At 64.2% G+C, this 23,758-nt stretch carries 25 protein-coding genes and 1 tRNA gene; 7 read left to right on the top strand and 19 right to left on the bottom strand.

Going from position 1 to position 23,758, the window contains the following annotated elements; all coding sequences use genetic code 11:
• Positions 1 to 78: 78 nt before the first annotated feature.
• The 5 genes from HCR84_RS14295 to HCR84_RS14275 all read right to left on the bottom strand — a co-directional run bounded on the left by HCR84_RS14295 (position 79) and on the right by HCR84_RS14275 (position 2,611).
• Positions 79 to 843 (bottom strand): ABC transporter permease, encoded by a 765-nt coding sequence (locus HCR84_RS14295; RefSeq protein WP_166979950.1) that lies wholly within the window; start codon positions 841 to 843, stop codon positions 79 to 81.
• The gene (locus HCR84_RS14290; RefSeq protein WP_166979952.1) at positions 840 to 1,652 is read right to left on the bottom strand and encodes an ABC transporter ATP-binding protein; all 813 of its coding nucleotides are present in this window, start codon (positions 1,650 to 1,652) and stop codon (positions 840 to 842) included. The genes HCR84_RS14295 and HCR84_RS14290 overlap by 4 nt, the downstream gene beginning before the upstream one ends.
• Positions 1,649 to 2,017: a DUF1048 domain-containing protein gene (locus tag HCR84_RS14285; protein WP_166979954.1), complete on the bottom strand. Its 369-nt coding sequence runs from the start codon at positions 2,015 to 2,017 to the stop codon at positions 1,649 to 1,651. Before HCR84_RS14285 ends, HCR84_RS14290 begins: the two co-directional genes overlap by 4 nt.
• 2 nt (positions 2,018 to 2,019) lie before the next feature.
• Positions 2,020 to 2,364 carry a PadR family transcriptional regulator gene (locus HCR84_RS14280; RefSeq protein ID WP_166979956.1) on the bottom strand — a complete coding sequence of 115 codons (345 nt, stop codon included), beginning with the start codon at positions 2,362 to 2,364 and terminating at the stop codon, positions 2,020 to 2,022.
• Between the two features lie 176 nt (positions 2,365 to 2,540).
• Positions 2,541 to 2,611 (bottom strand) — tRNA-Gly (locus HCR84_RS14275).
• A 56-nt stretch (positions 2,612 to 2,667) separates the two neighbouring features.
• On the opposite strand from HCR84_RS14275, the gene dcd reads away from it, so the two are divergent.
• On the top strand, positions 2,668 to 3,273 hold the full coding sequence (gene dcd, locus HCR84_RS14270; RefSeq protein WP_166979958.1) for a dCTP deaminase: 606 nt from the start codon (positions 2,668 to 2,670) through the stop codon (positions 3,271 to 3,273).
• Between the two features lie 118 nt (positions 3,274 to 3,391).
• On the top strand, positions 3,392 to 3,751 hold the full coding sequence (locus tag HCR84_RS14265) for a helix-turn-helix domain-containing protein (RefSeq protein ID WP_166979960.1): 360 nt from the start codon (positions 3,392 to 3,394) through the stop codon (positions 3,749 to 3,751).
• Positions 3,752 to 3,759: 8 nt separating this feature from the next.
• On the opposite strand, the gene HCR84_RS14260 is transcribed toward HCR84_RS14265, so the two are convergent.
• The 8 genes from HCR84_RS14260 to HCR84_RS14225 form a co-directional block, all read right to left on the bottom strand.
• Complete coding sequence (locus tag HCR84_RS14260; RefSeq protein ID WP_166979962.1) at positions 3,760 to 4,368, bottom strand: ClpP family protease; 609 nt, start codon at positions 4,366 to 4,368, stop codon at positions 3,760 to 3,762.
• Position 4,369: 1 nt separating this feature from the next.
• Positions 4,370 to 4,981, bottom strand: a complete 612-nt coding sequence (locus HCR84_RS14255) for a ClpP family protease (RefSeq protein WP_166979964.1) — start codon at positions 4,979 to 4,981, stop codon at positions 4,370 to 4,372.
• 91 nt (positions 4,982 to 5,072) lie between these two features.
• Complete coding sequence (locus HCR84_RS14250) at positions 5,073 to 6,653, bottom strand: serine/threonine-protein kinase (RefSeq protein WP_166979966.1); 1,581 nt, start codon at positions 6,651 to 6,653, stop codon at positions 5,073 to 5,075.
• A 31-nt stretch (positions 6,654 to 6,684) separates the two neighbouring features.
• A complete protein-coding gene (locus HCR84_RS14245; RefSeq protein ID WP_166979968.1) occupies positions 6,685 to 8,253 on the bottom strand; it encodes a transporter in 1,569 nt (522 codons plus the stop codon).
• Positions 8,235 to 8,993, bottom strand: a complete 759-nt coding sequence (locus HCR84_RS14240; protein WP_166979970.1) for an ABC transporter ATP-binding protein — start codon at positions 8,991 to 8,993, stop codon at positions 8,235 to 8,237. Before HCR84_RS14240 ends, HCR84_RS14245 begins: the two co-directional genes overlap by 19 nt.
• A gap of 175 nt (positions 8,994 to 9,168) precedes the next feature.
• Entirely contained in the window at positions 9,169 to 10,620 is a 1,452-nt protein-coding gene (locus HCR84_RS14235) for a phytoene desaturase family protein (protein WP_166979972.1), read from the bottom strand.
• 97 nt (positions 10,621 to 10,717) lie between these two features.
• On the bottom strand, positions 10,718 to 11,467 hold the full coding sequence (locus HCR84_RS14230; protein WP_166979974.1) for an SDR family NAD(P)-dependent oxidoreductase: 750 nt from the start codon (positions 11,465 to 11,467) through the stop codon (positions 10,718 to 10,720).
• Positions 11,468 to 11,483: 16 nt separating this feature from the next.
• Positions 11,484 to 12,350 (bottom strand): fumarylacetoacetate hydrolase family protein, encoded by an 867-nt coding sequence (locus HCR84_RS14225; protein ID WP_166979976.1) that lies wholly within the window; start codon positions 12,348 to 12,350, stop codon positions 11,484 to 11,486.
• Positions 12,351 to 12,510: 160 nt separating this feature from the next.
• Here HCR84_RS14225 and HCR84_RS14220 point away from each other — a divergent pair, with 160 nt between their 5' ends.
• Genes HCR84_RS14220 through HCR84_RS14210 form a run of 3 tightly spaced genes read left to right on the top strand, consistent with a single transcriptional unit; the run spans position 12,511 to position 15,684 of the window.
• Complete coding sequence (locus tag HCR84_RS14220) at positions 12,511 to 13,818, top strand: L-fuconate dehydratase (RefSeq protein ID WP_166979978.1); 1,308 nt, start codon at positions 12,511 to 12,513, stop codon at positions 13,816 to 13,818.
• Positions 13,811 to 14,779 (top strand): aldo/keto reductase, encoded by a 969-nt coding sequence (locus HCR84_RS14215; protein ID WP_166979979.1) that lies wholly within the window; start codon positions 13,811 to 13,813, stop codon positions 14,777 to 14,779. Before HCR84_RS14220 ends, HCR84_RS14215 begins: the two co-directional genes overlap by 8 nt.
• Entirely contained in the window at positions 14,776 to 15,684 is a 909-nt protein-coding gene (locus HCR84_RS14210) for an amidohydrolase family protein (protein WP_166979980.1), read from the top strand. The genes HCR84_RS14215 and HCR84_RS14210 overlap by 4 nt, the downstream gene beginning before the upstream one ends.
• A 158-nt stretch (positions 15,685 to 15,842) precedes the next feature.
• On the opposite strand, the gene HCR84_RS14205 is transcribed toward HCR84_RS14210, so the two are convergent.
• From HCR84_RS14205 to HCR84_RS14180, 6 genes are all read right to left on the bottom strand, one after another.
• Entirely contained in the window at positions 15,843 to 16,547 is a 705-nt protein-coding gene (locus HCR84_RS14205; protein WP_166979982.1) for a FadR/GntR family transcriptional regulator, read from the bottom strand.
• Between the two features lie 55 nt (positions 16,548 to 16,602).
• Positions 16,603 to 17,424: a serine protein kinase RIO gene (locus HCR84_RS14200; protein WP_235940707.1), complete on the bottom strand. Its 822-nt coding sequence runs from the start codon at positions 17,422 to 17,424 to the stop codon at positions 16,603 to 16,605.
• A 219-nt stretch (positions 17,425 to 17,643) separates the two neighbouring features.
• The gene (locus HCR84_RS14195; protein ID WP_166979985.1) at positions 17,644 to 19,074 is read right to left on the bottom strand and encodes an MFS transporter; all 1,431 of its coding nucleotides are present in this window, start codon (positions 19,072 to 19,074) and stop codon (positions 17,644 to 17,646) included.
• 84 nt (positions 19,075 to 19,158) lie between these two features.
• The gene (locus tag HCR84_RS14190) at positions 19,159 to 19,764 is read right to left on the bottom strand and encodes a TM2 domain-containing protein (RefSeq protein ID WP_166979986.1); all 606 of its coding nucleotides are present in this window, start codon (positions 19,762 to 19,764) and stop codon (positions 19,159 to 19,161) included.
• 60 nt (positions 19,765 to 19,824) lie between these two features.
• Entirely contained in the window at positions 19,825 to 20,490 is a 666-nt protein-coding gene (locus tag HCR84_RS14185; RefSeq protein ID WP_166979987.1) for a LuxR C-terminal-related transcriptional regulator, read from the bottom strand.
• Positions 20,487 to 21,698: an ATP-binding protein gene (locus HCR84_RS14180; protein WP_166979988.1), complete on the bottom strand. Its 1,212-nt coding sequence runs from the start codon at positions 21,696 to 21,698 to the stop codon at positions 20,487 to 20,489. Before HCR84_RS14180 ends, HCR84_RS14185 begins: the two co-directional genes overlap by 4 nt.
• 114 nt (positions 21,699 to 21,812) lie before the next feature.
• Here HCR84_RS14180 and HCR84_RS14175 point away from each other — a divergent pair, with 114 nt between their 5' ends.
• A complete protein-coding gene (locus HCR84_RS14175; RefSeq protein WP_166979989.1) occupies positions 21,813 to 23,351 on the top strand; it encodes a PspC domain-containing protein in 1,539 nt (512 codons plus the stop codon).
• Entirely contained in the window at positions 23,348 to 23,758 is a 411-nt protein-coding gene (locus HCR84_RS14170) for a hypothetical protein (protein ID WP_166979990.1), read from the top strand. Before HCR84_RS14175 ends, HCR84_RS14170 begins: the two co-directional genes overlap by 4 nt.

The raw sequence follows: 23,758 nt of genomic DNA, 5'->3' as shown, positions 1-23,758 counted from the left end.
AGCAATTCCGTGGCTTCTCGTCGATCGAGTTGCTCTTCCACTCGAGCGATGCGGCAGCGAGCGTACTTGCAAACCGCGCTACCTGACCTTCTTGCGGTAGATCGCGACAGTGACGCTGTACGCAATGAGGAGAATCCCCACGCACCAGGCGAGTGCGATCCACAAATCCCCGCCAACAGGTTGCTGTGCGAAGAGCGCCCGGATGCTATTGACGATCGACGTCACCGGCTGGTTCTCCGCGAACCAGGCGACGGGACCGGACATCGACTCGGTGGGCACGAATGCGGAGCTGATGAACGGCAGAAAGATGAGCGGGTAGCTGAAGGCGGTAGCGCCGTCGATGCTCTTAGCGGAGAGCCCGGCGATCACGGCGATCCAGGTCAGTGAGAGCGTGAAGAGAATGAGGATTCCGGTAACGGCGAGCCACGCGGCAACTGAAGCGCCAGTGCGAAATCCCATGAGCAGCGCCACCCCTGTGACGATCGCGAGTGAAACGATGTTGGCGACGAGTGACGTGAGAACATGTCCCCAGAGAACGCTGGAGCGGGCGATGGGCATCGACTGGAAACGCTCGAAGATGCCTCCCTGCATGTCGAGAAACAGGCGGTACGCCGTGTAGGAGATTCCCGACGCGATGGTGATCAGAAGGATGCCGGGGAGCATGTAGTTTACGTAAGACGCACCGGACCCGGTGCTGATTGCACCGCCGAGAACGTACACGAACAACAGCATCAGCGCGACAGGGGTGAGCGCCGTCGTGATGATCGTGTCTGGACTGCGAAGAATGTGCCGCAAAGATCGTCCGGTGAGGATGCCGGTATCGACGACAGCATGGGGTGTCATGAGAGTACCGTGCCTTCGGTTTCGGTAGTGGGCTGTGCATCGCGGGAGTCCCCGACGAGTGCGAGAAAGACGTCTTCGAGAGATGGCTGCTTCTCGACGTACTCAACAGTCGCGGCCGGCAGGAGCCGCCTCAGTTCGTCGAGCGTGCCGTTCTGGATGATTGTGCCTTCGTGCAAAATCGCAATGCGGTCGGCAAGCTGTTCAGCTTCGTCGAGATATTGCGTCGTCAGCAGCACGGTAGTCCCGCCGCGCGCCAGCTCCTTTACCGTTTTCCACACATCGATGCGCGCCTGCGGATCGAGCCCGGTTGTGGGTTCGTCGAGAAAGATGATCGGGGGATCTCCGATCAGGCTCATGGCAATGTCGAGTCGCCGCCTCATGCCGCCCGAGTACGTCGCCGCCCTGCGGTTTCCGGCATCCGTGAGCGAGAATCGCGCGAGCAAGTCGTCGGCAATTGAGTCAGGATGCCGAAGGTGGCGAAGCTTCGCGACGAGCACCAGATTCTCACGCCCTGTGAGAATCTCATCGACGGCGGCGAACTGTCCCGTGAGGCTGATCGATTCGCGAACGTCATTGGGCATCGTCGCGACATCGAGCCCGTTGACGGTTGCCGATCCTCCGTCCGCAGTAAGAAGTGTTGACAAGATCTTCACTAGGGTCGTCTTCCCCGCGCCGTTCGATCCGAGCAGTGCGAAGATGCTGCCATGGGCCACATCGAAGTCGACACCGCGAAGAACGCGTAGTTCTTTGTAGGACTTCGTGATTCCTGAAACGCGAATCGCCGGTGCAGGGTTCGTTGCGACGGTCATTGTTCAGCATTCCGTTGTGCTTTGTCGATCGTCTCGACAAGCCGGGCGCGCTCTTTGTCGATCCACCGCTTGCCCCCGTATGCTTGCGCGAACGTCTCGGTGAATTCGATGGGGTCGTCTCCCACTATGTCGCCAACAGGTGTGCCGTCGATTGCCGCGCGCTCCCATAGGTCGGCGAGGTCGGTGATCATCTGCGCAAGAGTCGCGCCGTCTGTCACGGAACCCGAATACATGAGATAGCGGTGCACCGCGTTCGACGCCTCTGCATAGGGTTCGGGCAGAGCATCCATTCGCGATTTTGCCTGTTTGTACTGCTTCTTCTGCTCGAGCGAGCCGGTGACTGCTTCAATCCACTTCGATGCCATAATCATTCTCCTTCAGGTAGTTTTTCGGCGTGGTGGAGCCGTTCGATGCGGTCCGAGAGAAATCTCCATGTGCTCCAGAACCCGGTGAGCTGTTCGTGCCCGCGCTCGTTGAGCGAGTACACCTTGCGCGGCGGCCCTTTTTCTGACGGCACCTTTTCGACGTCGACGAAGCCCTTCTGCTCGATGCGAACGAGCAGGGCATAGATGGTTCCCTCTGCGAGTTCGGAAAACCCTTCGTCGCGCAGCCGCGCTGTGATCTCGTAGCCGTACGCCGGGCTGTCCGCCAGAATGGCGAGCACGATTCCCTCGAGAGTGCCCTTCAGCATCTCTGTCGTTTGATTGCCCACGCGTCACTCCATCTACTCAGTGTCATTAGCTACCGCTACAAAGTAGCACTAAGTACCAGTACATAGCAACACTGATTAGCAGAAAGTGGCGGAGCGCACGAAGATCAATCCGGATACGCGCTCGGGCACAGCGAGCCACACATCGATCGACACGAACGGTCAGATCTCATAAACGGAGCGGATGACGGGAATCGAACCCGCGCTATCAGCTTGGGAAGCTGAAGTTCTACCATTGAACTACATCCGCAGAGTGCCTGAGGGCACCTCGACATACTAGCAAGTTCTGACGGATACACTGACAACGTGCTTCTCTCAGACCGCGACATCAAAGCAGAGCTGGCGGCCTCGCGCATCGGGCTCGATCCGTACGACATCGATATGGTTCAGCCGTCGAGCGTCGACGTGCGCCTCGATCGCTTCTATCGCCTGTTCGACAACCACAAGTATCCGTTCATCGACCCCTCGCAGGATCAGCCGGAACTGACGCGGCTCATCGAGGTGGAGCCGAACGAGTCGTTCATTCTGCACCCGGGCGAGTTTGTGCTCGGCTCGACGTACGAGCGCGTCTCGCTGCCCGACGACGTCGCAGCGCGGCTCGAGGGCAAGAGCTCGCTCGGCAGACTCGGTCTTCTCACGCACTCGACGGCCGGGTTCATCGACCCCGGCTTCTCTGGGCACGTGACCCTCGAACTCAGCAATGTGGCAACGCTGCCGATCAAGCTGTGGCCCGGCATGAAGATCGGGCAGCTCTGCTTCTTCAGGCTCACATCGCCGACAGAGCGCCCATACGGCTCGTCTGAGTACGGATCCCGCTACCAAGGGCAGCGTGGCCCGACCGCATCCCGCTCGTTCGCGAATTTTCACCGCACCGACGTGAGCGTGACGGATGCGGGCAGAGCCGGCGAATAGCAATCTGCCCAGCGTCGATCTGCCCAGCGTCGATCTGCCCAGCGTCGATCTGCCCAGCGTCAATCTGCTCTGAGCAGAATCGCGAGACAGCCGCGCGCCGAGCGTTCTAGGGTGAAGCATGGCCGAGATTGTGGAGATGCAGAAGGCGCGGCAGCAGCGAGAACTGCGGCGCGGACCAGAACGACCGGAGCGCTCACAGCCCGAGACCCTGTGGCGCGAAGCGCTCGGTGAACGGCTTCGGGAGCATCGCGGCCGGCGCGGCGAGAAGCTCACCGACACAGCGAAGGCAGCCGGCGTCTCTCCGCAATACCTCTCGGAGGTTGAGCGCGGGCGCAAGGAGCCCTCGAGTGAGATGATCGCGGCGATCGCCGGCGCGCTCGAGACGTCGCTCATCGAGCTGACGAGCGAGGTGGCGGCCGGGCTGCGGAGGCGGGGCGCCACGAACAGCGCCAGCGACGCGCTGCTGCTCGCCGCCTGACCGGGGAATCAGGCCGCAGCATCCGTTTGCCGTCTCGGTGTCAGCACCTGGTCGACGAGTCCGTAGTCAAGGGCCTGGGCTGAGGTGAACACGCGATCGCGATCGGTGTCGCGACGCAGCGTCGGAACGGGCTGGCCGGTGTGAGCGCTCAGGATCTCTTCGATTTCGGATCGGATGCGCACGACCTCGTCTGCCTGCAGAATCAGGTCGGGAATCGCGCCGCGACCCTCGGCCGCCGGCTGGTGCAGCACGATGCGCGTGTGCGGCAGCACGGCGCGTCTTCCCGGAGTGCCCGCGGCGAGAAGAACGGCACCCGCCGCGATGGCCTGCCCGACGCACGTCGTCGCGATGGGCGACTGCACATACTGCATTGTGTCGTAAACGGCCAGCATGGCGGCCAGGTCGCCGCCCTCGCAATTGATGTAGAGGTTGATCGGCTCACCGGAACTCTCGGATTCGAGATGCAACAGCTGGGCGATGATCGCGTTCGCCACCCCCGCATCGACGGGCGTGCCCAGGTAGATGATGCGCTCGGTCAGCAGGTTCGAGTAGACGTCCATGATGCGCTCGCCGCGCGGATGCTGCGCGACGACGTTCGGGATTGTGTACGAGCTCATGTCAGACCCCCAGTCCGATCGGATTTCTGCGGTCGGGCATCACCTGGTGAAAGCTCGAAACAAGCTGATCGATGAAGCCGTACTCCCTCGCCTGCTCGGCCGTGTACCAGCGGTCGTGAAGCGAGTCGTCGAAAATGCGCTCGATCGGCTGGCCCGTGTCTTCGGCGATGAGCCCAAGAACGGTGTCACGGTTGTGACGCAGATCGGCGGCTTGCACCTCAACCTCGACGGCTGAGCCGCCGATGCCGGCCGAGCCCTGGTGCATGAGAATTCGTGCGTGAGGCAGGGCGCTTCGCTTGCCTGGGGCCCCTGCTGACAGGAGGAACTGGCCTGCGCTGCAGGCGAGACCGAGGGTGAGCGTCGAGACATCGCACGGCACGAGCCGCATGATGTCGTGGATCGCGAGCATCGACGGGACGCTGCCTCCCGGCGAGTGGATCCACAGCGCGATGTCTGAGGAGGAGTCTTCGGCGGCAAGCAGCAGAAGTTGGGTGGCGAGCAGCGTGCCGTTGTCGTCGTCGAGCACGCCGTCGAGAACAAGCACGCGTTTGTGCAGCAGCTGCTCGCGCATGCGTTCGGTGAAAACCGGTGGTGAGGAGTCATCGTGTGCCATGACTCGAGCATGCCTCCGGGGGAATGCGAGGGGAAGCGGATGCCGCTGACGGCAGATCTGCCCACAGCAGATCAGTCCGGTCAGAGTGGTGTCAGGTGAGGGCGTTGATGCGCACGACGACGATCTGCGTCGTCATTCCGGCGTCATCGAGCGGAGAGTGCTGCGCGAAGTATCCCTGGGGCGCGGCGGCGATCACGACGGTGCCCACGGGCATCCCCTCGAGGTTGACCCCGAGGAATTGTGAGAGGGCTCGCCCCGACGTCGTCGCCGTGTCGAACGACCCGGAGTCCGGCGGGGACATGGTGGATTCCCAGCCGTAATCCCACGGCGCGAGGTCGTACCCGAACGACACTCTGCTCGAGTCGGTGATTGTCGTTGAGCTCTCGCCTTCGACGAGGACGGTGCCCTCAAGCTCCGTGGGCGGAGCGAGATCTTCGGGAACGGTGATTGCCCACTCGCCGTCGCCTTCGATGACCTTGAGACTATCGATGGTGAGTTCGGCCTCTGCGGTTGAAGACTGCGTCGGCTCGTCGTGCGCCGAACTGTTCACCGCGAGAGGGATGCCGATGCCGAATACGAGAGCGGCAATGGCTGCACTCGCGATGATGAGGCCGATCAGCCAGCCCCGGCTCTTTCGAGGTGGGGGAGATTGCGGCGGTGCAGTCAGATACGGGGCCTGGGGCTGGGCCGTTGCTGCGGCTAGCGGGTCTGCTGTGACTTCCGCGCGCACCATCGTCTCGGCCGCGGGCACGCTGCTCGGGGCCGACGGCACCTCGATGCGCGTCTGCGCGAAGCCGAGTTCGCGCTCGAGCTGCTGAAGTCTCTGAGCGAAAGCGAGCGCCGACGAGAAGCGCTGGGAAGGCTCGTGGCTGAGCCCGATCATGAGCGCCTCGACGACACCGGAGGGCAGACCCTGGCGCTGCATCGGGGTGACGGCACCGTTCTGAATGCGGGCGATCAGCTGCGCGCCGCGGTTTGAACCGCCGGGGACCTCGAACGGGCTGCGTCCTTCGAGCAGCGAGAAGAGCGTTGCGGCGAGCGAGAACACGTCACTGCGCACATCAACGCGCGGGTCGTCGTCGAAATTCTCGGGGGCCGCCCACGGAATGCTCATTCCGAGGGAGCTCGCGTTGTTCTCGACGGCGGACTGCGTTGCATATGCCTGTTCGCGCATGCGTGTGGCTTCGGGAAATCCGTCGGCGATGGCAGAGATGCCGAAATCGGTCAGGACCGCGGCGCCATAGTCATTGATCAGAACGTTCGCCGGCTTCACATCGCGGTGCACAACTCCGACGCGGTGCGCAGACTCCAGAGCGGATGCCACCCGAACGCCAATATGCAGAACATCGGCGAGGTCGAGTGGTGCATGGCGAAAGCGGGCCCCGAGGCTGCCGCCCGAGCAGTATTCCATGACGAGATACGGCTGCTCTTCGGCATCCACGCCCGCCGAGAAGATTGTGCCGATGGCGGAGTGCGACGACACCCGCGCCATGAGGTTCGCCTCGGCGGTGAACTGACGGCGCAGCGCCTCGCTGAGGGCATCGGTACGCAGCACTTTGAGGGCAACGAACCGGTTGGGAAGCTGCTGGTGATACAGGTATACATCAGAGAATCCGCCGCGGCCGAGCAGCTTCACATAGCTGTAGCCGTCGATCTGCGGTGGAGAACCCATGCCCCGATCCTAAAGGAGAGTGCGGATGCTTCTACTTACGCAGCGACGCGAGAAGCTCTGGTGCCCGTGAGTCATAGACGCGCCCACCGATCACCATGCCGGCCGCAAACGCGGCACACCCCACAACAACGCCGACCGCGAGCCCGATCCACCCGATGAGCGAGCTGCCGGTCACGATGTAACTGATGCCCAGGGCGAAGGTCGGAATCGAGAGCACCGCCGTGGCACCAAAGGTTCCCAACATGGCAACCGTAGACGGTAGACCAGCGCCGGGTTGGGATTTGAAGGGGCTATCTCCGGGCTTCGGAACCGGAAACACGAGGAGCACCGATGTGACGCTCGCTGCACCGAAGCCCGCGAGCGTGATGTTGAGCACAACGCCCAGAAGCGACGGCAATCCGGCGAAATCTCCCCTCACTGCCGCGACAACCACAGTGATCACGACCATCAGGGGCACGCCGAACGAAGCGACGGCGAGAGCGCGACCCGTGCGATCGGCGGTGCCACGCACGCCTGACGCCAGATGCAAGGCAAATGCAGTGCCGTCGAAGGCAATGTCGGCATACAGGCTTGTCGAGATCATGAACGCTGCGAAGATGACGCCGAACGTCACCATGCCCATGCCGCCAGCGCCCATGACACCGTAGAACAGCATGAGCGCCACAATCAACGGCACAACGAGAAGTTGGCGCGCATAGCGCGGATCACGCATCCAATACGTGAGTGAGCGCGCCATGACGGCACCCATGCGCGAGTCGGGAACGACGCCGAACAGCCCGAGACCCTTGTGAGACTGGGCGGTAGCGTTCGAGCGCAGCGGGCTCGACAGCATCCGGTCGAGACCTCGACGCCACAGAAAGACGCACGCGGCGAGCGTGACGAGGGCGATGGCGAGGCGTGCCGCAGCAGCACCCCATTCGCCCGCTGCGACATCCCCGGGCACAGCCCACGCGGCGCCGAGCGGCGTCCAGCTGAGCACCGATGCGATGGCGGGCAGCAGGTCGGCGATCGATCGAGCGCCCTCCGTCACTCCGATGATGATCGGGCCCAGAAGAATGAGCGGAATGAACAGAACCACACCGGAGAGCTCACGGAAGCGCCGACCAGAGCTGACGCCAGCGGAGGCGGTTGTGAATGCACGTGACGCTGCGACGCAGGTGAGCACGGCGATCACCGCACACACGATCGACGCGATGAGGGCGAGCGGATGCTGCCACCAGATGATGGCCGACCCCAGCGCGGCTACCGTCGTGACGATCCCCGGAATGCCCAGAACACCGCTTGCCGTGAGAGCGACAAACTGTGAGTCTCGAGAAATCGGGAAGGGCGACAGCTTGATCGGGTCGAGAGTCTGATCGACGCCGACAGTGACGAGCGGGCCAATCAGCCACCCCAGAAGAAGAACGGAGCCCGCTCCGACGACAATGGGGCGAGCGAGCTCAAGCGGTGCGACACTGAGCAGCACGAACCCGACGAACAGCAGCCCAAGCATCCCGAGCCCATACAGTGCGCCGACTGCCGCCCCGACCATCTGCCACGGGCTGCGCTTGAGCGAGTTCCACATCGAGTGGAACCGCAGGCTTACGAGGACTGCAACCATGATGGTCCCTCTGCGTGCCGGCGACCTCCAACAAGCTCCACAAACCGGTCCTCGAGCGTTGATCCCGCGCGCACCTCGTCGACGGTGCCCGCGGAGACGACCTGCCCCTGCGAGACGATGGCGACGTGGTCGCACATGCGCTGAACGAGGTCCATGGAGTGGCTGGAGACGATGACCGTTCCTCCGCCGCGCGCATATTCGGCCAGGATGTCTCGGATGTTCGCCGCCGACACAGGGTCGACCGACTCGAACGGCTCGTCGAGCACCAGAAGGCGCGGCGCATGAACGAGGGCGCAGGCAAGCGCGATCTTCTTCGTCATACCCGCCGAGTAGTCCACGACGAGCGAGCTGCCCGCTTCGGTGAGGTCGAGCATCGTCAGCAGATCTGCTGTGCGTTCAACGGCGCTGCTTCGGTCGAGGCCGCACAGCATGCCGGCGTACGTGACGAGCTGCTGACCCGTGAGCCTGTCGAACAGCGCAACGCCGTCAGAGAGCACGCCGACGAGCTTCTTCGCCTCAACGAGGTTCTGCCACACATCGACGCCATGGATGCTGATGCCACCGGCATCCGGGCGCAAGAGCCCTGTCGCCATGGAGAGCGTCGTCGTCTTGCCCGCGCCGTTGGGGCCGACGAGACCGTAGAACGAGCCGGCGGGAACATCGAGGTCGATTCCGGCAACCGCCGTCTTCGACCCGAAATGCTTCACAAGACCGCGGATTGAGAGCGCTGCTGACTGCACGGTTCTCCTTTCGTCGCGGTGCCACTTTACGGATCTCACTCGCTCAACGCGTCATCCCCGCGATGGATCTTGCTGTGTTCAGACATTCGGAATTCTCTGGAGTGTTGCGGTGTGCCGTTGCCTGTTCGACGGCGTGTCGGCGCGCTTTTCCGAATGCGTGAACGGAATTGAGTTCTCAGCGACGGCGGGGCGACAGATCCGGCTCGTGATGGATGCCGAACTCATTGCGCAGTGCAGAGAGCGCGGCCCGCCACCCGCCGAGGCCGTGAACGCCAGGGCCAGGAGGAGTTGCCGCCGAGCACAGGTAGACCCCGGGCATGGGCGTGCGCCACGGGTCTGTCGACGGCACAGGGCGCGCGATCAGTTGGCGAAGCGAGACATCGCCCGTCGCGATGTCGCCGCCGATGAAGTTGGGGTTGTGATCGTGCAGGTCGGCCGCCGTGCGCGCCGTCGACGAGATGATGACGTCGCGAAACCCGGGGGCGAAACGCTCAATCTGGCGTGTGATTGCCTCGGTCTGGTCGATCGTCGATCCGCGAGGCACGTGCGTGTATGCCCACACCACGTGCTTTCCCGCCGGTGCGCGCGTCGGGTCGAAGACACTCGGCTGAGAGAGCAGAACGTACGGGTTGTCTGCGTGGTTGCCCCGGGCCACCTGATTCTCGGCTCGGGCGACGTCGCCGCGGGTGCCGCAGAGATGAAGCGTTGCTGTGCGTTCAAGATCGGGGTTCGCCCAGGGAATCGGGCCGGAGAGCGCGAAACCGGCAGTTGCCGCGGCGTTGCCCGGGCGAAACCGTGACAGAGCGCGCGCGTAGTCCCGCGGCATCCGATCGCCGGCGAGTGTTCTCAGTCCGGCGACGCCGGTGTCGGCGATGACGGCGCGGGCGGGAGGCAGCGACTCGAGCGACTCCACGTGGTGACCGGTGACGAATTCCACGCCATGCGAGACAGCATCTGCGACGAGCGAATCGGCGATCATCTGGCTGCCACCCACCGGAATCGGCCACCCTCCCGAGTGCGCGTATGCAGCCAGGACGAGCCCGGCTGCGGTGGGTGCGATGCTGGGCAACGGGCGGATCGAATGCGCGATCACGCCGGTCAGCAGCGCTGGAGCGTCATCGCCGTGCCATGCGACATTCCACAGTGGGGAGCCCTGCTCGATGGCGCGCGCAGCGAATCGAGCGAGAGCAACAGGATGCCGCGGCAGGCGCAGAATCGGGTGCGACACCGAATCGGAAACGGCGTCGAGGTTGTTCAGCAGAGGTCTCAGAAGTGCCAGCCACGAGCTGGCGTCGCTGCCGAGGCTCGCTGCCGTTCGCTCGAGATCCCGCCACGCCATTGCGGCGTGCGTCGGAGTGAGCGGGTTGGCGTAGGAGACAGGCGGAGTGATGAACTCGAGGCGATCGGCAAGCCCGAAGCGGTGAAAGAACTCCGACGCGTAGGCCATGGGGTGCACGGCAGAACACACGTCGTGGTGAAAGCCTGGTTCGGTCAGTTCGGCGGTCTGGGACCCGCCACCGAGGTGCTCTGAGCGTTCATACACGCGCACGCTGAGGCCGGCTCGAGCAAGCGTGACGGCGGCGGCGAGGCCATTGGGCCCCGAACCCACCACGACCGCATCGAGCATGTCTGCCCTCCCTCGGTGCATTGCGTGTCTGCCTTCACGCTATCGTGCCAACGGCGAGCCTGGGAGGGGCGGTGCATGTCTCGGGCCGCGGAGGGCGCTATTCAGGGCGCAAGCGCAGCTCGTGCATGCCGCCGTCAACCGCGATGCAGGTTCCGGTTGTCGATCGTGACAGTGGGCTGGCGAGGTAGGCGATGGCGTCGGCAACCTCGCCGGGCGCGACGAGCCTGCCGTGAGGCTGGCGTGCCTCAAGCGCGGCGCGCTCGGCCGCAGGGTCGGACGCCTTTTCGAGAAGCCGCCCGATCCACGGAGTGTCGGCCGTTCCCGGGCTGACGCAGTTGACGCGAATGCCCTCACGCAGGTGATCTGCGGCCATGGCGCGCGTCAGCGAGAGCACAGCGCCTTTCGACGCGCTGTACAGTGCGCGCTGCGGCAGCCCCGCCGTCGCCGCGATGGACGAGGTGTTCACGACAGCTGCCGCGCGCGATGCGCGCAGATGCGGCAGGGCCGCAGCCGTCGTGCGCGCGATCCCGGTCACGTTGACGTTGAGCACGCGTGCCCACTCGGCATCGTCGTTTGCCGCGATGTCGCCCTGTGCGCCGATTCCCGCGTTGTTGATCACGATGTCGATGCCGCCGAGCCTGTCGACAACGTCTCTGATGGCGGCCTCGACCGAAGCGCGGTCGGCGACGTCTGCCCGCACGGCGATGAACCGCCCATCTGCGGCATCCGGATTCAGATCGAGAACCGCGACGCGCGCCCCGCCGTCCGCGAGACGAGCAGCCGTTGCCGCGCCGATTCCCGATGCCCCTCCCGTGACGACGGCCACCAGGTTCTCGAATTCCTGCATGATGCTCCTTTGCTGATCAGCTGGTGTAGGCGACGAACTTCTGGCGCTGGCGGCCGAGCCCTTCAACGTCGATCTCGCAGACGTCGCCCGGCTTCAGGTAGGGGTAGTCGCCGGAGAGGGCGACTCCCTGGGGAGTTCCCGTCATGATGAGGTCGCCGGGCTCGAGAACGAGGTACTGGCTGAGGTGCCACACGATGTCGTCGACGTCGAAGATGAAGTCGCTCGTGCGCGAATCCTGCCGCGGCTCGCCGTTCACCCAGCTGCGCAGACGGAGGTTGTTGTACTCCACCTCGTCTGGCGTCGAGACCCACGGGCCGACAGGGCTGAACCCGGCGCACGACTTGCCTTTCGACCATTGCCCTCCTGAAACCTCAAGCTGAAAAGCCCGCTCAGAGAGGTCGTTCGCGGTGACGAAGCCAGCGATATGGCGGATGCTGTCGGCGGGCGAATCGAGATATGACGTGCGCTTTCCGATCACGACGCCCAGCTCCACCTCCCAGTCGGTCTTCTCGCTTCCCTTCGGGATCGTGACGTCGTCGTTCGGCCCCGCGATTGTGTTGGCGGTTTTGAGAAAGATGATGGGAACCTCGGGAGGTGCCGAGCCTGATTCGGCGGCGTGCGCGGCATAGTTCATGCCGATGCAGATGATGGAACTTGGGCGAGCGATGGCCGAGCCGACGCGCTGCCCCGCGGCATCCGGAATCTGCGTGAGAGCACCGACGGTGAGTGCCCTTCGCGCCTCGGCGACACCACCGGAAGCGAAGAACGCTCCATCGATGTCGTTCGTGAGCGGGGAGAGGTCGTAGCAGACCGGTGTGCCGTCATTGTCGACGATCGCCGCCGGAGTCTCGTGCCCGGCCGAACCGAGTCGCGCAAACTTCATAGACATCCTTCTTCTCGTCAGTGAGAGCGCGACAGACGCGCGGGAACATCCGACACTATAGCCGCTTTGATCAGATCAATACGGGTATTTGTGACTATTTCACCCTTCTTGACACTGCTTTGATCGGATGTCTAAGCTCCAGTAGACCGATAGGAGACCCGTGACCACTGTGATCGCGCTTGAGACGAGCGATGTGCGTTTTCCGACGTCGATGCAGCTTGACGGGTCTGACGCGATGAACCCAGACCCGGACTACTCGGCGGCCTACGTGCGCATCATGACCGATGCAGGCGACGGCCACGAGGGCCACGGCTTCGTCTTCACGATCGGGCGCGGCAACGATGTTGAAGCGGCGGCGATCGAGGCGTTGCGCCACCACATCGTCGGCGCGAAAGCCGAAGATTTGCTCGACGACATGGGGCAGACGTGGCGTTCGCTTGTCTGGGACTCTCAGCTGCGCTGGCTCGGCCCAGAGAAGGGCGTCATGCACATGGCGATCGGCGCGGTCGTCAATGCGCTGTGGGATCTCAAGGCAAAACGGGCGAGCCTGCCGCTGTGGCAGCTTCTTGCCGGCATGACACCGGAGCAGATCGTGGATCTCGTGGACTTTCGCTACCTCACCGATGCGCTCACGCGCGACGAAGCGCTGCAGATTCTGACGGCAGCTTGGCCCGGGCGCGATGAACGCGAGCGGATGCTGCAAGCAAACGGGTACCCGGCCTACACGACGACTCCCGGATGGCTTGGCTACTCGGATGAGAAGCTCGTTCGTCTTTCCCGCGAAGCCGTCGCCGATGGATTCGGCATGATCAAGCTCAAAGTGGGAGGTGACGTCGGCGACGATGTGCGGCGCATGAAGCTGGCCCGCGAGGCTGTCGGCCCCGATATTCGCATCGGCGTCGATGCGAATCAGCGGTGGGACGTCGCCGAGGCAATCGCGTGGATGGCGGAACTCGCGCCCTATGATGTTGCCTGGGTCGAAGAGCCGACGAGCCCAGACGATATTCTCGGCCACGCGGCGATCGCGAAAGGCGTCGCGCCGATTCCGGTAGCGACCGGGGAGCACGTGCAGAATCGGATTATGTTCAAGCAGATGCTGCAGGCGAAGTCGCTCAGCGTGCTCCAGATCGACGCCGCACGCGTTGCCGGCGTCAACGAGAACATCGCCATTCTGCTTCTCGCCGCCAAGTTCGGCGTTCCGGTCTGCCCGCACGCGGGCGGCGTCGGTCTCTGCGAGGCCGTGCAGCACCTGTCGATGTTTGACTACGTTGCCGTCTCGGGCAGCGTCGAAGGTCGTGTGATCGAGTACGTCGACCACCTTCACGAGCACTTCGTTACGCCGGTCGACGTGCATGACGGCTCGTACTGGCCGCCGTCGGCCCCGGGAGCGGGCAGCGAGATGCTCGCGGCGAGCCGCAGCGAGTTCGCCTATCTGTCGCAGCGGGACGCGACCAGCATCCATGTCTGATGTTGTCGTTCCCCGATTCGGCTACGGGACCGCGAACGTCGGCAACCTCTTCCGTGCGCTGAGCGATGACGACGCGTGGGAGATTCTGCAGGCCGCGTGGGACGCAGGGGTTCGGTACTTCGATACGGCACCGCACTATGGGCTCGGCCTGTCGGAAAAGCGACTCGGTGCTTTTCTGCAGACGAAGCCGCGAGACCAGTTCACTGTGTCGACAAAGGTTGGGCGGCTGCTTCGCCCGAACCCCGATTGGGCCGGCGAACTCGATACCGCACACGACTTCGCCGTTCCGGCGCAGTTGCGCCGCCAATTCGATTTCTCGACAGAGGGCATTCACACCAGCGTCGCTGAGTCCCTTGAACGCACGGGGCTCGACCGCTTCGACATCCTCTACCTGCACGACCCCGAGCGTGCCGAGGTGCCGATGTCGATTGATGAACGTTTGGTGTCTGCCCTCTCTGCCATGGCCGAGCTGCGAGACGCCGGTCAGGTGCGTGCCATCGGCGTCGGGGCGATGACCACAGACACGCTGCTGCGGGCCGCGCGCATCAACCACACCGATCTGCTCATGGTCGCCGGGCGCTTCACGCTAGCCGAGCAGCCCGCGCTCGATGACGTGATTCCCGCGTGCCGCGAAAACGGCGTGGGCATCGTCAACGCCTCGGTGTTCAACTCCGGCCTTCTGGCCAAGACACGGCCGAGCTTCGACGCGCGCTACGAATACGGCGACGTTCCCGTCGAGATTCTCGACCGCGTCACGGCGATCGCCGAGATCTGCCGCGAGTTCGATGTCGAGGTGCCGACTGCCGCGCTACAGTACACCTTGCGCGAGCCCACGGTGCACTCGGTTGTCGCCGGCGCAAGCAGCGCTGAGCAGGTGCGCCAGAATGCAGAGCGCATGAACGCTCCTGTTCCCGACGCTTTCTGGACCGCACTCGCAGACAGGGGGCTCACTCCAGCATGACCTCAGAGATCGAGCAGAAGGCGGATGCTGCTCTCGCGGTGCCGCGCGGCCGGAGAATCGATTCGCATATGCATCTGTGGACGCTCGGTGAGGGCCGCTACCCGTGGCTGACACCCGACTTCGGCCCCCTCTACGCAACATGGACGCCCGAGCAGGCCGAGCCGGAGCTCGCCGCGGCGGGCATGGCTGGAGCCATTCTGGTGCAGGCCGAAGACTCGGAGGCCGACACCACATTCATGCTCGACATCGCCGACAGGCACTCGTGGGTGCTCGGCGTCGTGGGCTGGATCGACCTGACCGACCCGGATGCTGCGGCAGAGCAGCTCGACCGTTGGCATGGAAACTCCGCCTTCTGCGGCATCCGGCACCTGCTCAATGACGATCCGCGCGATCTTCTGGGAGACGACCGCGTCATCGCGTCGCTCTCCGAGGTCGCCCGTCGGGGGCTTGCCTTCGACCTGCACGACTCCTGGCCGCGGTTTCTGCCCGAGACGGCAGCGCTCGCCGATCGGGTTCCCGAGCTGTCGATCATCATCGACCACGTGGGCAATGCCCCGCGCGGGCAGGGTGACTATTCGGAGTGGATGGCGACGATCGCCAAGGCCGCGCAACGCGAGAACGTCTCAGCGAAGCTTTCGTCCCTGCGCTATCCCGGCCAGCCGTTCTCTGTCGACGCCGTTCGCGAGGTTCGCGACCACGCGCTCGACTGCTTCGGCGCCGATCGTCTCATGTATGGCGGCGACTGGCCGATGCCCGTCGCCGAGGGCGGCTACCCCGCGACGTGGGGGGTCATGGCGCAGCTGATCGGCGAACTCGCAGAGGCCGAGCAGAACGCGATACTGCGCGAAACGGCCTGCCGCATCTACGGACAGTCGACGCGGTTGTCCGCGCTTCGGTCCCGCTGAGCCTCGCAGGCACCTCAGGGTGTGTGGGTGGCGAGAAACGCGTCAACGTCCGATCGCTGGGGATGCTGGGTGAGGCGCGCAGGATCGTCACCGCGAGCGCCCCGGCCCCATTTGCCCGTCGGATGGCGTCGGTGATTGCAACTCTGAGCTTGTCCTCGTCACCCTTCGTGAAATGAGGTTGATGGGGGCGAGGCCGCGGCATCCCTCAGCCACTCCTCGACGCCCGAGATGTGCACGACGGCGAGTGACCGCGCGAGTTCTGCGTCGCCGCGCTCGAGCGCATCGACGATGGCCTTGTGCTCAGACAGCGTGCGCGTGACGGAATCCTCTTGGGTCAGGCCGCGCCAGACACGAGCCCGCACGGTGTTGCTTGAGAGAGAATCGATGAGCGTGGCGAGGTAGGAATTTCCGGATGCTCCGACAATTGCGCTGTGAAAGTCGATGTCGTGGTCGACAAGGTTCTCCACCGTCGTCGCGTCGTCGATGGATCCGATCTTGTCGCGCAGATCAGCCACTGTCTCCGGCGTCATGTTGAGCGCCGCGAGTGCCGTCGCCGCCGGCTCGAGAATGCGTCGCACCTGAAACAGCTCGAGTACCGAATCGTCGTCATGCAGGTCGACGACGAACGACATCGCTTCGAGAAGCAGCCGTGGTTCGAGGCTCGTGACATAGGTTCCGTCGCCACGTTTGACGTCGAGAACTCTGATGACGTCGAGGGCCTTCACCGCTTCGCGCATCGAACTGCGTGAGAGTCCGAGACGGTCGCTGAGCTCCTTCTCCGGCGGGAGGCGGTCGCCCGGCCGAAGCTCCCCCGAGGTGATCATGCTCTTGATCTTGAGGATTGCCTCGTCGGTGACGGCCATGCAGAGATCCTATCTTTCTCCGGTCAGATCTCTGGCGTCCCGCAGAGAGGCGAGCTCAGAACGCCTCGGCGACAAGGGTGGCGAACAGCTCTTCTGGGTCGCGGGGGAGGCCGCGCCGTGTGAACCACGTGCACATGTTTACGCAGTCGCGGTGCAGAAGGTCGAAGCCGCTCGGGTTCGCGGCGAGGTCCACGATCTGGGGCAGATCGATCAGCACCACCCGCTCCTCATGCACGAGGATGTTGTACGGCGACAGGTCACCGTGCGCGAACCCGGCACGAGCGAAGATGCTCATCGACTCGGCGACGCTGTCGAAGAGCACAGCGAGCTCCGCGGCATCCGATCTCAGCTGCGCAAGCCGGGGAGCCGCGGTGATGCCCTCACCGATGAACTCCATGAGCACTTCGTCGTCGTGAATCTGCACGGGGTAGGGCACTGCGGCCCCGTCTGCGTAGAGACGCCGCAGCGCCTCGAACTCGGCAAATGCCCAGTTCGTTGCGGCAAGTTCGCGCCCGTACGTCGACTTCTTGTCGAGAGCTCGTTCGTCGCGTTGGCTGCTGGTGCGGCGGCCCTCGACATACACGGTGCTTCGGGTGAAGTCGCGGCGGGCAGACGACCTGTAGCGCTTTGCGGCAAGCACGCATGATCGCTCGCTGTCGCCGGGAACCGCTCGCTCAATGAGGTAGACCTCTGCTTCTTTGCCGGTCTTCACAATGCCGAGCTCGGTGTCGAGCGCGGCAGATTCGGTGACGATCCAGTCAGGATGCGGAAGAGGTCCCCGTTCCGTCGGGGAGGTCTCGGGCCAGGTGGACCAGCGCTGGTCAGGGCCTGGTTCGATGAGATCGGATGATGAAAAGCTGAGTGCGTCGAAAGACACGGTGCGAACTCCAGAGAATGGGAGGCCGCTCGCGTGCGTCAGCTGAGTGCGGCGGCCTCGGAGGAAGTGAACGTCGAAGGCAGACTGAAGACAGTCATGGCAATTCCTCCTCTCATCCGGTGTTGCGAAAAGAGTAGCATCAACGTCCGCAACGCGGACCAGAGTGCTGCAAACATGCAAACATGCAAACATGCAAACGGGGCGAGCTGTGCAGTCGCGCTACGCGATGGTGGACGGCTTGGCCTTCACCGGAAGCATTAGCAGCAGGCCTGCGAGCAGAACGATGACAATACCCAGGATGCCGAAGCGGGTGTCGCCCGTCAGGCCGACGAACAGGGTGAACAGACCCGGTGCGAGAAAGCTGACGGCGCGGCCTGTGGTGGCGTAGAGACCGAAGATTTCCCCTTCGCGACCGGGCGGGGTGATGCGCGACAGAAAGCTGCGGCTGGCGGACTGCACCGGGCCGACGAAGAGGCAGAGGAACAGCCCGCAGATCCAGAATCCGATTTGCGCATCGCCGACAAAGAGCACGGCCGCTCCGAAGATCACGAGGCCGACGAGAGAGGTCATGATGATCTTCTTTGCCCCGACACGGTCGTCGAGCCAGCCCCCGGCAAAGGTGCCGATGCCCGCCACGAGGTTGGCGGCGACGGCGAAGTAGAGCACTTCTGAGCTCGAGAAGTGGAACACCTGCGCGGCGATGATGGCGCCGAACGTGAAGACGCCCGCAAGCCCGTCTCTGAAGACGGCGCTCGCGATGAGAAAGACAAGCACCTGTGGGCTGTTCTTGGCAAGGCGCCCGATGGTGCGAAACAGCGACGCGTACGAGGCGAAGAACGACGTGCGGTTGCGGCGTGTGATGCGGGGGATCTCGGGCACCTTCACCATGAGCGGAATGGCGAAGACGGCGAACCATACAGCCGAGAACAAGATGGCGAGCCTGATGTTGAGGCCGTCGTCTGTCGTCACACCGAGGATGCCGGCCTGGCCCTCGGTTCCGAAGCTCTGAATGAACAGCAGAAGCAGCAAGGCGAGCAGCACGATACCGCCGACATAGCCGAGACCCCAGCCCATGCCCGAGACCTTGCCCACATTGCTGCGGTTCGACACCTGCACGAGCATCGCGTTGTAGTTCACGCCAGCGAACTCGAAGAAGACGTTGCCAGCCGAGATCAGCACGATGCCGAGCACCAGGAAGGCAGGCGACCCTTCGACGAAGACCATTGCGGCCATGGCGATGACGACGAGAAGCGTATTGACGCCGAGCCAGAACTTGCGCTTGCCCGAGCCGTCGGAGCGCTGCCCCATGACCGGGGCGAAAAGAGCGACGAGGATGCCGGCGATGAGCAGCCCCGTGCTGAGGTGCGTGGCGTTCGTCGCCAGTGCCAGCGTGAGCTGGGGATCGCTCGCGTCGCCGCCCGCAGCATCAACGACAGCGGGGTCGACGAAGAGCGAGCTTGCAAGGTATGTGCTGAACACGAATGTCGTGACAACCGCGTTGAATGAGGCGGAGCCCCAGTCCCAGAGAGCCCAGGAGATGACCCGTGACTTTGGAATCTGAGCGTTGTCGGTCAGACCGACGATGGGCCCCGTCGTGCGGTTCTCTCCTGTGGGTGGTCTCCCGCCCGTGCCCGACGCATCTTTGCTCATGAACACAGGCTATCGGGACGACGTAAGAATCGTGCCCCGTCACCGGCGAGCCGGTGGCAGGGCACGAAGACGCGTTGCTGGCTGCTAGTCACGCAGAGGGCGACCTTCAGCATCCGTCTGGAACGACTGGGCGCGCGCGAGCACCATGATGCCCTCGATGAATCCCCAGAGGGCACCCATGCCAAAGGTCACGATTGTGACGATGATCTGCGCGATGCCGATGCCGGCATAGCCGAGGTAGAAGCGGTGAATTCCCCATCCGCCGAGGAAGATTCCCAGAAGGCCTGCGGCCATGCGGCTCTTTGCGTATGGGTCGTTGGGCCCATAGCCCGGCTGCTGCCCATAGGGCTGCTGAGCGTAAGGCTGCTGGCCGTAGGGCTGCTGCTGTTGTCCGTACGGCTGCTGCCCGTATCCCGGCGCTGGCTGTCCATACCCCTGCGCGGGCTGCCCATAGCCGGGAGCGGGCTGCTGCTGTTGCCCCTGCGGTGGCTGCTGGGGCTGAGCTTGCGGCGCGTGGCTCGGCGCGGGCGGTGCCTGCTGGGCGTGCACTTGTGGTTGCGACTGCTGCGTCTGGTCCTGTGAGGTCGACTGTTCCTGAGCCTGCGTCTCGTCGGCCTGCTTCGCCTCTGGTGACGTTGCCGGTGTGTCGCTGGGTTCCGGTGACGTCGGAGGCACGTTGTTGTCAGTCATAAAATTCAACCTATCTTTCATCGTGGAGTGTTCCGAGGGGGAGTTCTGCCCGTTTCAGGACTAGAGCAGCTTTCGCTCCAGCGCCCAGGCGGTGAGCTCATGGCGTGACGACAGCTGCAGCTTGCGCAGCACGCTTGACACATGAGTCTCGACGGTCTTGATCGATATGAAGAGGTCGGCAGCCACCTCTTTGTACGCGTAACCGCGAGCGATGAGTCTCATGACTTCCTGCTCGCGTTTCGACAGGCGGTCGAGCTCATGGTCGGCCTGCGCGGTCTCTCCGCTGATCGCGCCGAACGCGTCGAGCACAAACCCGGCGAGTCGTGGAGAGAAGACGGCGTCGCCTTCGGCCACCCGCCGTGCAGCATCAGACACATCGGCGCCTGACGAGCTCTTGGTGATGTAGCCCCGGGCGCCAGCCCTGATGACGCGCACAACGTCGTCGGCGGCGTCCGACACGCTGAGCGCCAAGAAGAGGGTCTCGGGTGAGGCCGGTGCGGCACGCGTGACGACCTCGGCGCCGCCGCCGCCGAAACCGCCGGGAAGATGCACGTCGAGAAGCACGACGCGAGGTTTCAACTCAGTGACGAGCGTGATCGCTTCATCGACGCTCGCCGCCTCGCCAACCACGTGGATGTCACTGGCGAGGTCAGCGCGGAGTCCTGAACGAAAGATCGAGTGGTCATCGACGATGAGCGTTGAAAGGCTCTGCCTGTCGTCGGTCATGCTTCCTCCTTCGTTTCCTGCGCGAAGGGCATTCGCAGCAGCACTTCGGTGCCGGTTGCGCCCGGCCCTTGGCGAATCGTCGCGGTTCCGCCCAGTCGATTCAAGCGCCCCATAATCGACTCCCGCACCCCGAAGTGTCCATCAGGAATGGCGTCGACGTCGAATCCGGGGCCGCGATCCGAGATGGAGATCTCGATGCTCGACGGAGACGATTCGGAGTAGACGGTCACTGTACCGCCCGCGTGTTGGGCCGCGTTCAGCATCGCTTCGCGTGCGGCAGCGAGCAGGCCCTCGGGTGCTTCCGGAACAGCGAGGCCCGCGGTGATCACGTCGATGCGCGCAGCGAAGTCATTTTCGAGAGCGGATGCTGCGCGCCGCAGCTCTGCCGAGAGATCCAGCGGTCCGCCGACGTTTTCAGCGAAGAGCCACTCACGCAATTCGCGTTCCTGTGCCCGAGCCAGGCGCGACGCGTCTGAGCCGGGCTCTGCCTTCTGCTGAATGAGGGCAAGAGTCTGCAGCACCGAGTCGTGCAGGTGAGCGGCCACCTCCGAACGTTCGATGTCGCGTGCTCTCGCCGCCCGCTCGTCGGCGAGGTCGCGTGCCAGCCGCAGAACCCACGGCGCGACGACGACGGCGACACCAAGCAAGACGGCGGATGCTGCGAAGAACACCGTCCAGATGTTTGGCTCATTGTCTGTCACGAAGAACAGCAGAATTCCCAGCACCACGAGCACGAGGGCGCCCAAGGCGCGAACGACGAGGGCTGAGCGGCCCGCAACGCGGCCGCGGCGAAGCTCGTCGAACTGCCGCCAGGCGAGCCCAGCACCGGCGCAGACGACGACGGCGGGAACGATGAACGCAAGAGGAATGTCGGCACCTAACCGCGTCGCGATCATGGCGCCACCGGCGAGAAGCAGGGCAATGCCGAGAAGAATCTCGGTGACGGGCGCGCGCGAGCCAGCCGCATCCGTTCTCGCGGCGTCATGGCTGGGGCGCGTGAGCACACTCTTCACGGGAGTGCGGCCCTCGCTGATCGGGGTCGTCGCCCACAGCCATGCGTAGAGAAGCAGGCCAGCGCCGCCGCACAGCGCGAGAATCGCCGTCACGGCGCGCACAGCACTCACGGGAGTTCCGGTGTGTTCGGCGACCCCAGCGCACACGCCGCCGAGCACGCGCAAGCGCGGGCGAACGATCGTGGCGGTCTGCATGGAACAATCCAAGCATCTCCGGGGGAGGAATAGAGCACTTCGGGGTGGGAAGTCAGGGTCGGTTCAGGGGGAACCCCCATGGCGCAGTGTCGATCGCCGCGGCAGTCTGGAACCATGACGAACGACAATGGACAATCGCAACGGTCCGAGACGAGCCCCAACGGGTGGTCAGCGCCGGGCGGGTTCTTCGACTGGATCCGCGGCATCAATATGCGTCGCACAGACGACAGATGGGTGGCCGGCGTCTGCGGAGGCGTGGCAGAACGCACAGGGCTCGACCCGATGCTCGTGCGTGGAATCGCCATTGTCGTCGCGCTGCTCGGCGGCCCGATCTTCTTGGCTTATGCGGTCGGCTGGGCGCTGCTGCCCGACACGACAGGGCGCATTCATATCCAACGGATGCTGCAGGGAATCTTCGATCCCGCCTTGATCGCAATCGGCGTGCTTCTTGTCTTGACGTTCATTCCGTTCTCGCAGGGTCTCTGGTGGCAGGGAACGCCCGGCTGGTGGGGGATGCCCAACTGGCTCGAGGGCATGCTGCGCGCCGGGTGGATGATCGTGCTCGTTGCCGGAATCATCTGGCTTATCGTGGCGATCTCTCGAAAGGCGTCGCAGCGCGGTCCTCATCATCCCCACGATGCCCGCACACACAACGAATTCTGGAGCGCAGGCCACGCAGGGCCGGATGGTGGGCAGCCGTCAAGCTTTGCAGCCGGAACCACCGGGGCCGCGGAGCCAGCAGCGCACAGCAACCCGGCGGATGCCGCGGGCGGCCCGACCGACCCGTCGGTTGGGGCGCCTCCCGCGCAGAGTGCTCCGTATGTCGCACCTCCGAGTGAGCCGTACTCGGCGTACTCCGGGAATCAGGCCGGGCCAGCGTGGGCGCCGTCACCGGCCGCCGATCACTACGCCGCTGCTCAGCAGCGCCAGGCCGCTGCGCGTGCTCAGCACGAGGCGCGCATGCGAGAGAACGCGCAGCGCCGTGCAGAGAATGCCGCTCGCTGGCGTGAGCGTCAGCCGGGCGCGGGCTACATCGCGATCAGCTTGGGACTCGCCGTCGTCGGCGGTGCGCTCGCTGCACTGTCGGCGCTCGGGTGGCAGCAGAACGCAGCCGTGTTCGGAATTGCCGGCGCGCTTGCCGTGCTTGCTATCGCCACGATCATCGCGGGTATCCGCGGTCGTGAGAATGGTGGGCTCGGCTTCTTCTCGACGGTCGCTGTCATCGCTCTTGTTTTCGTGGGCATTGTGCCGCAGGGGGCGCACTTCTCGGCATTCGGCGACACGACGTGGCGGGTCTCGCAGGTGGAGTCCGCGCAGTCGCAGAGCTACGTGGTTGGGCTTGGCCGAGCGACTCTCGATCTGCGTGAGCTCGACACCGCGGACGACGGAGGCGACATCAATCTGTGGCTCGGCTTCGGAACCGCAGATGTCATCATTCCCGACGACATCCCCGTCGAGGTTCGATTCGCCGGGGCGGCCGCGACGCTCGACTCCAATGGAATCGCCGATATGGATGGCACGCCTCAAGGGCTGTTTCCCTCGGCAACAATGCAGACCGATGCGGCAGAGAATGCCGATGCGTCCGACATCACAATCGTGTACGTGCGCGCAATGTTCGGCACGGCAGACGTCACAGTAAGGAAGACACCATGAGCACCGAACCGACATCGCCCGACCGCAACGATTCAGACCCCGCCACGCCGGTGGAGGCAACGGATTCCGCGCAGGCCAACACTGCTCACGGCTCGACGGAACCGATCGACCCGGCCGAGTCGTGGTTCTCGCAGCCGCAGACCGACACAACAGCTCCGTTCGCGTCGACGTCGTTTCAGCCGCAACCTGCCCCGGATGCTCCGAAGACATCGGGGCGAAGGGCACCGCTCTTCGGCACGATCTTCTGGGGCATCGTTCTTTTGGTCTTCGCCGTTGTTGTAGTGGTGCTCTCAATCTCCACGATCACGGTAGACCCCGTAGCATTGACGATCACCGCGCTCGTTGTGCTCGGTGCCCTGCTTGTCGTCGCTGGTATCGCTGCATCCGTCCGCAATCGCCGGAATTAG

Origin of the sequence: Paramicrobacterium fandaimingii (assembly GCF_011751745.2) — a bacterium.
In the GTDB taxonomy this organism is placed as follows: Bacteria; Actinomycetota; Actinomycetes; order Actinomycetales; family Microbacteriaceae; genus Paramicrobacterium; species Paramicrobacterium fandaimingii.
This window is presented reverse-complemented; position numbering and strand designations above follow the sequence as displayed.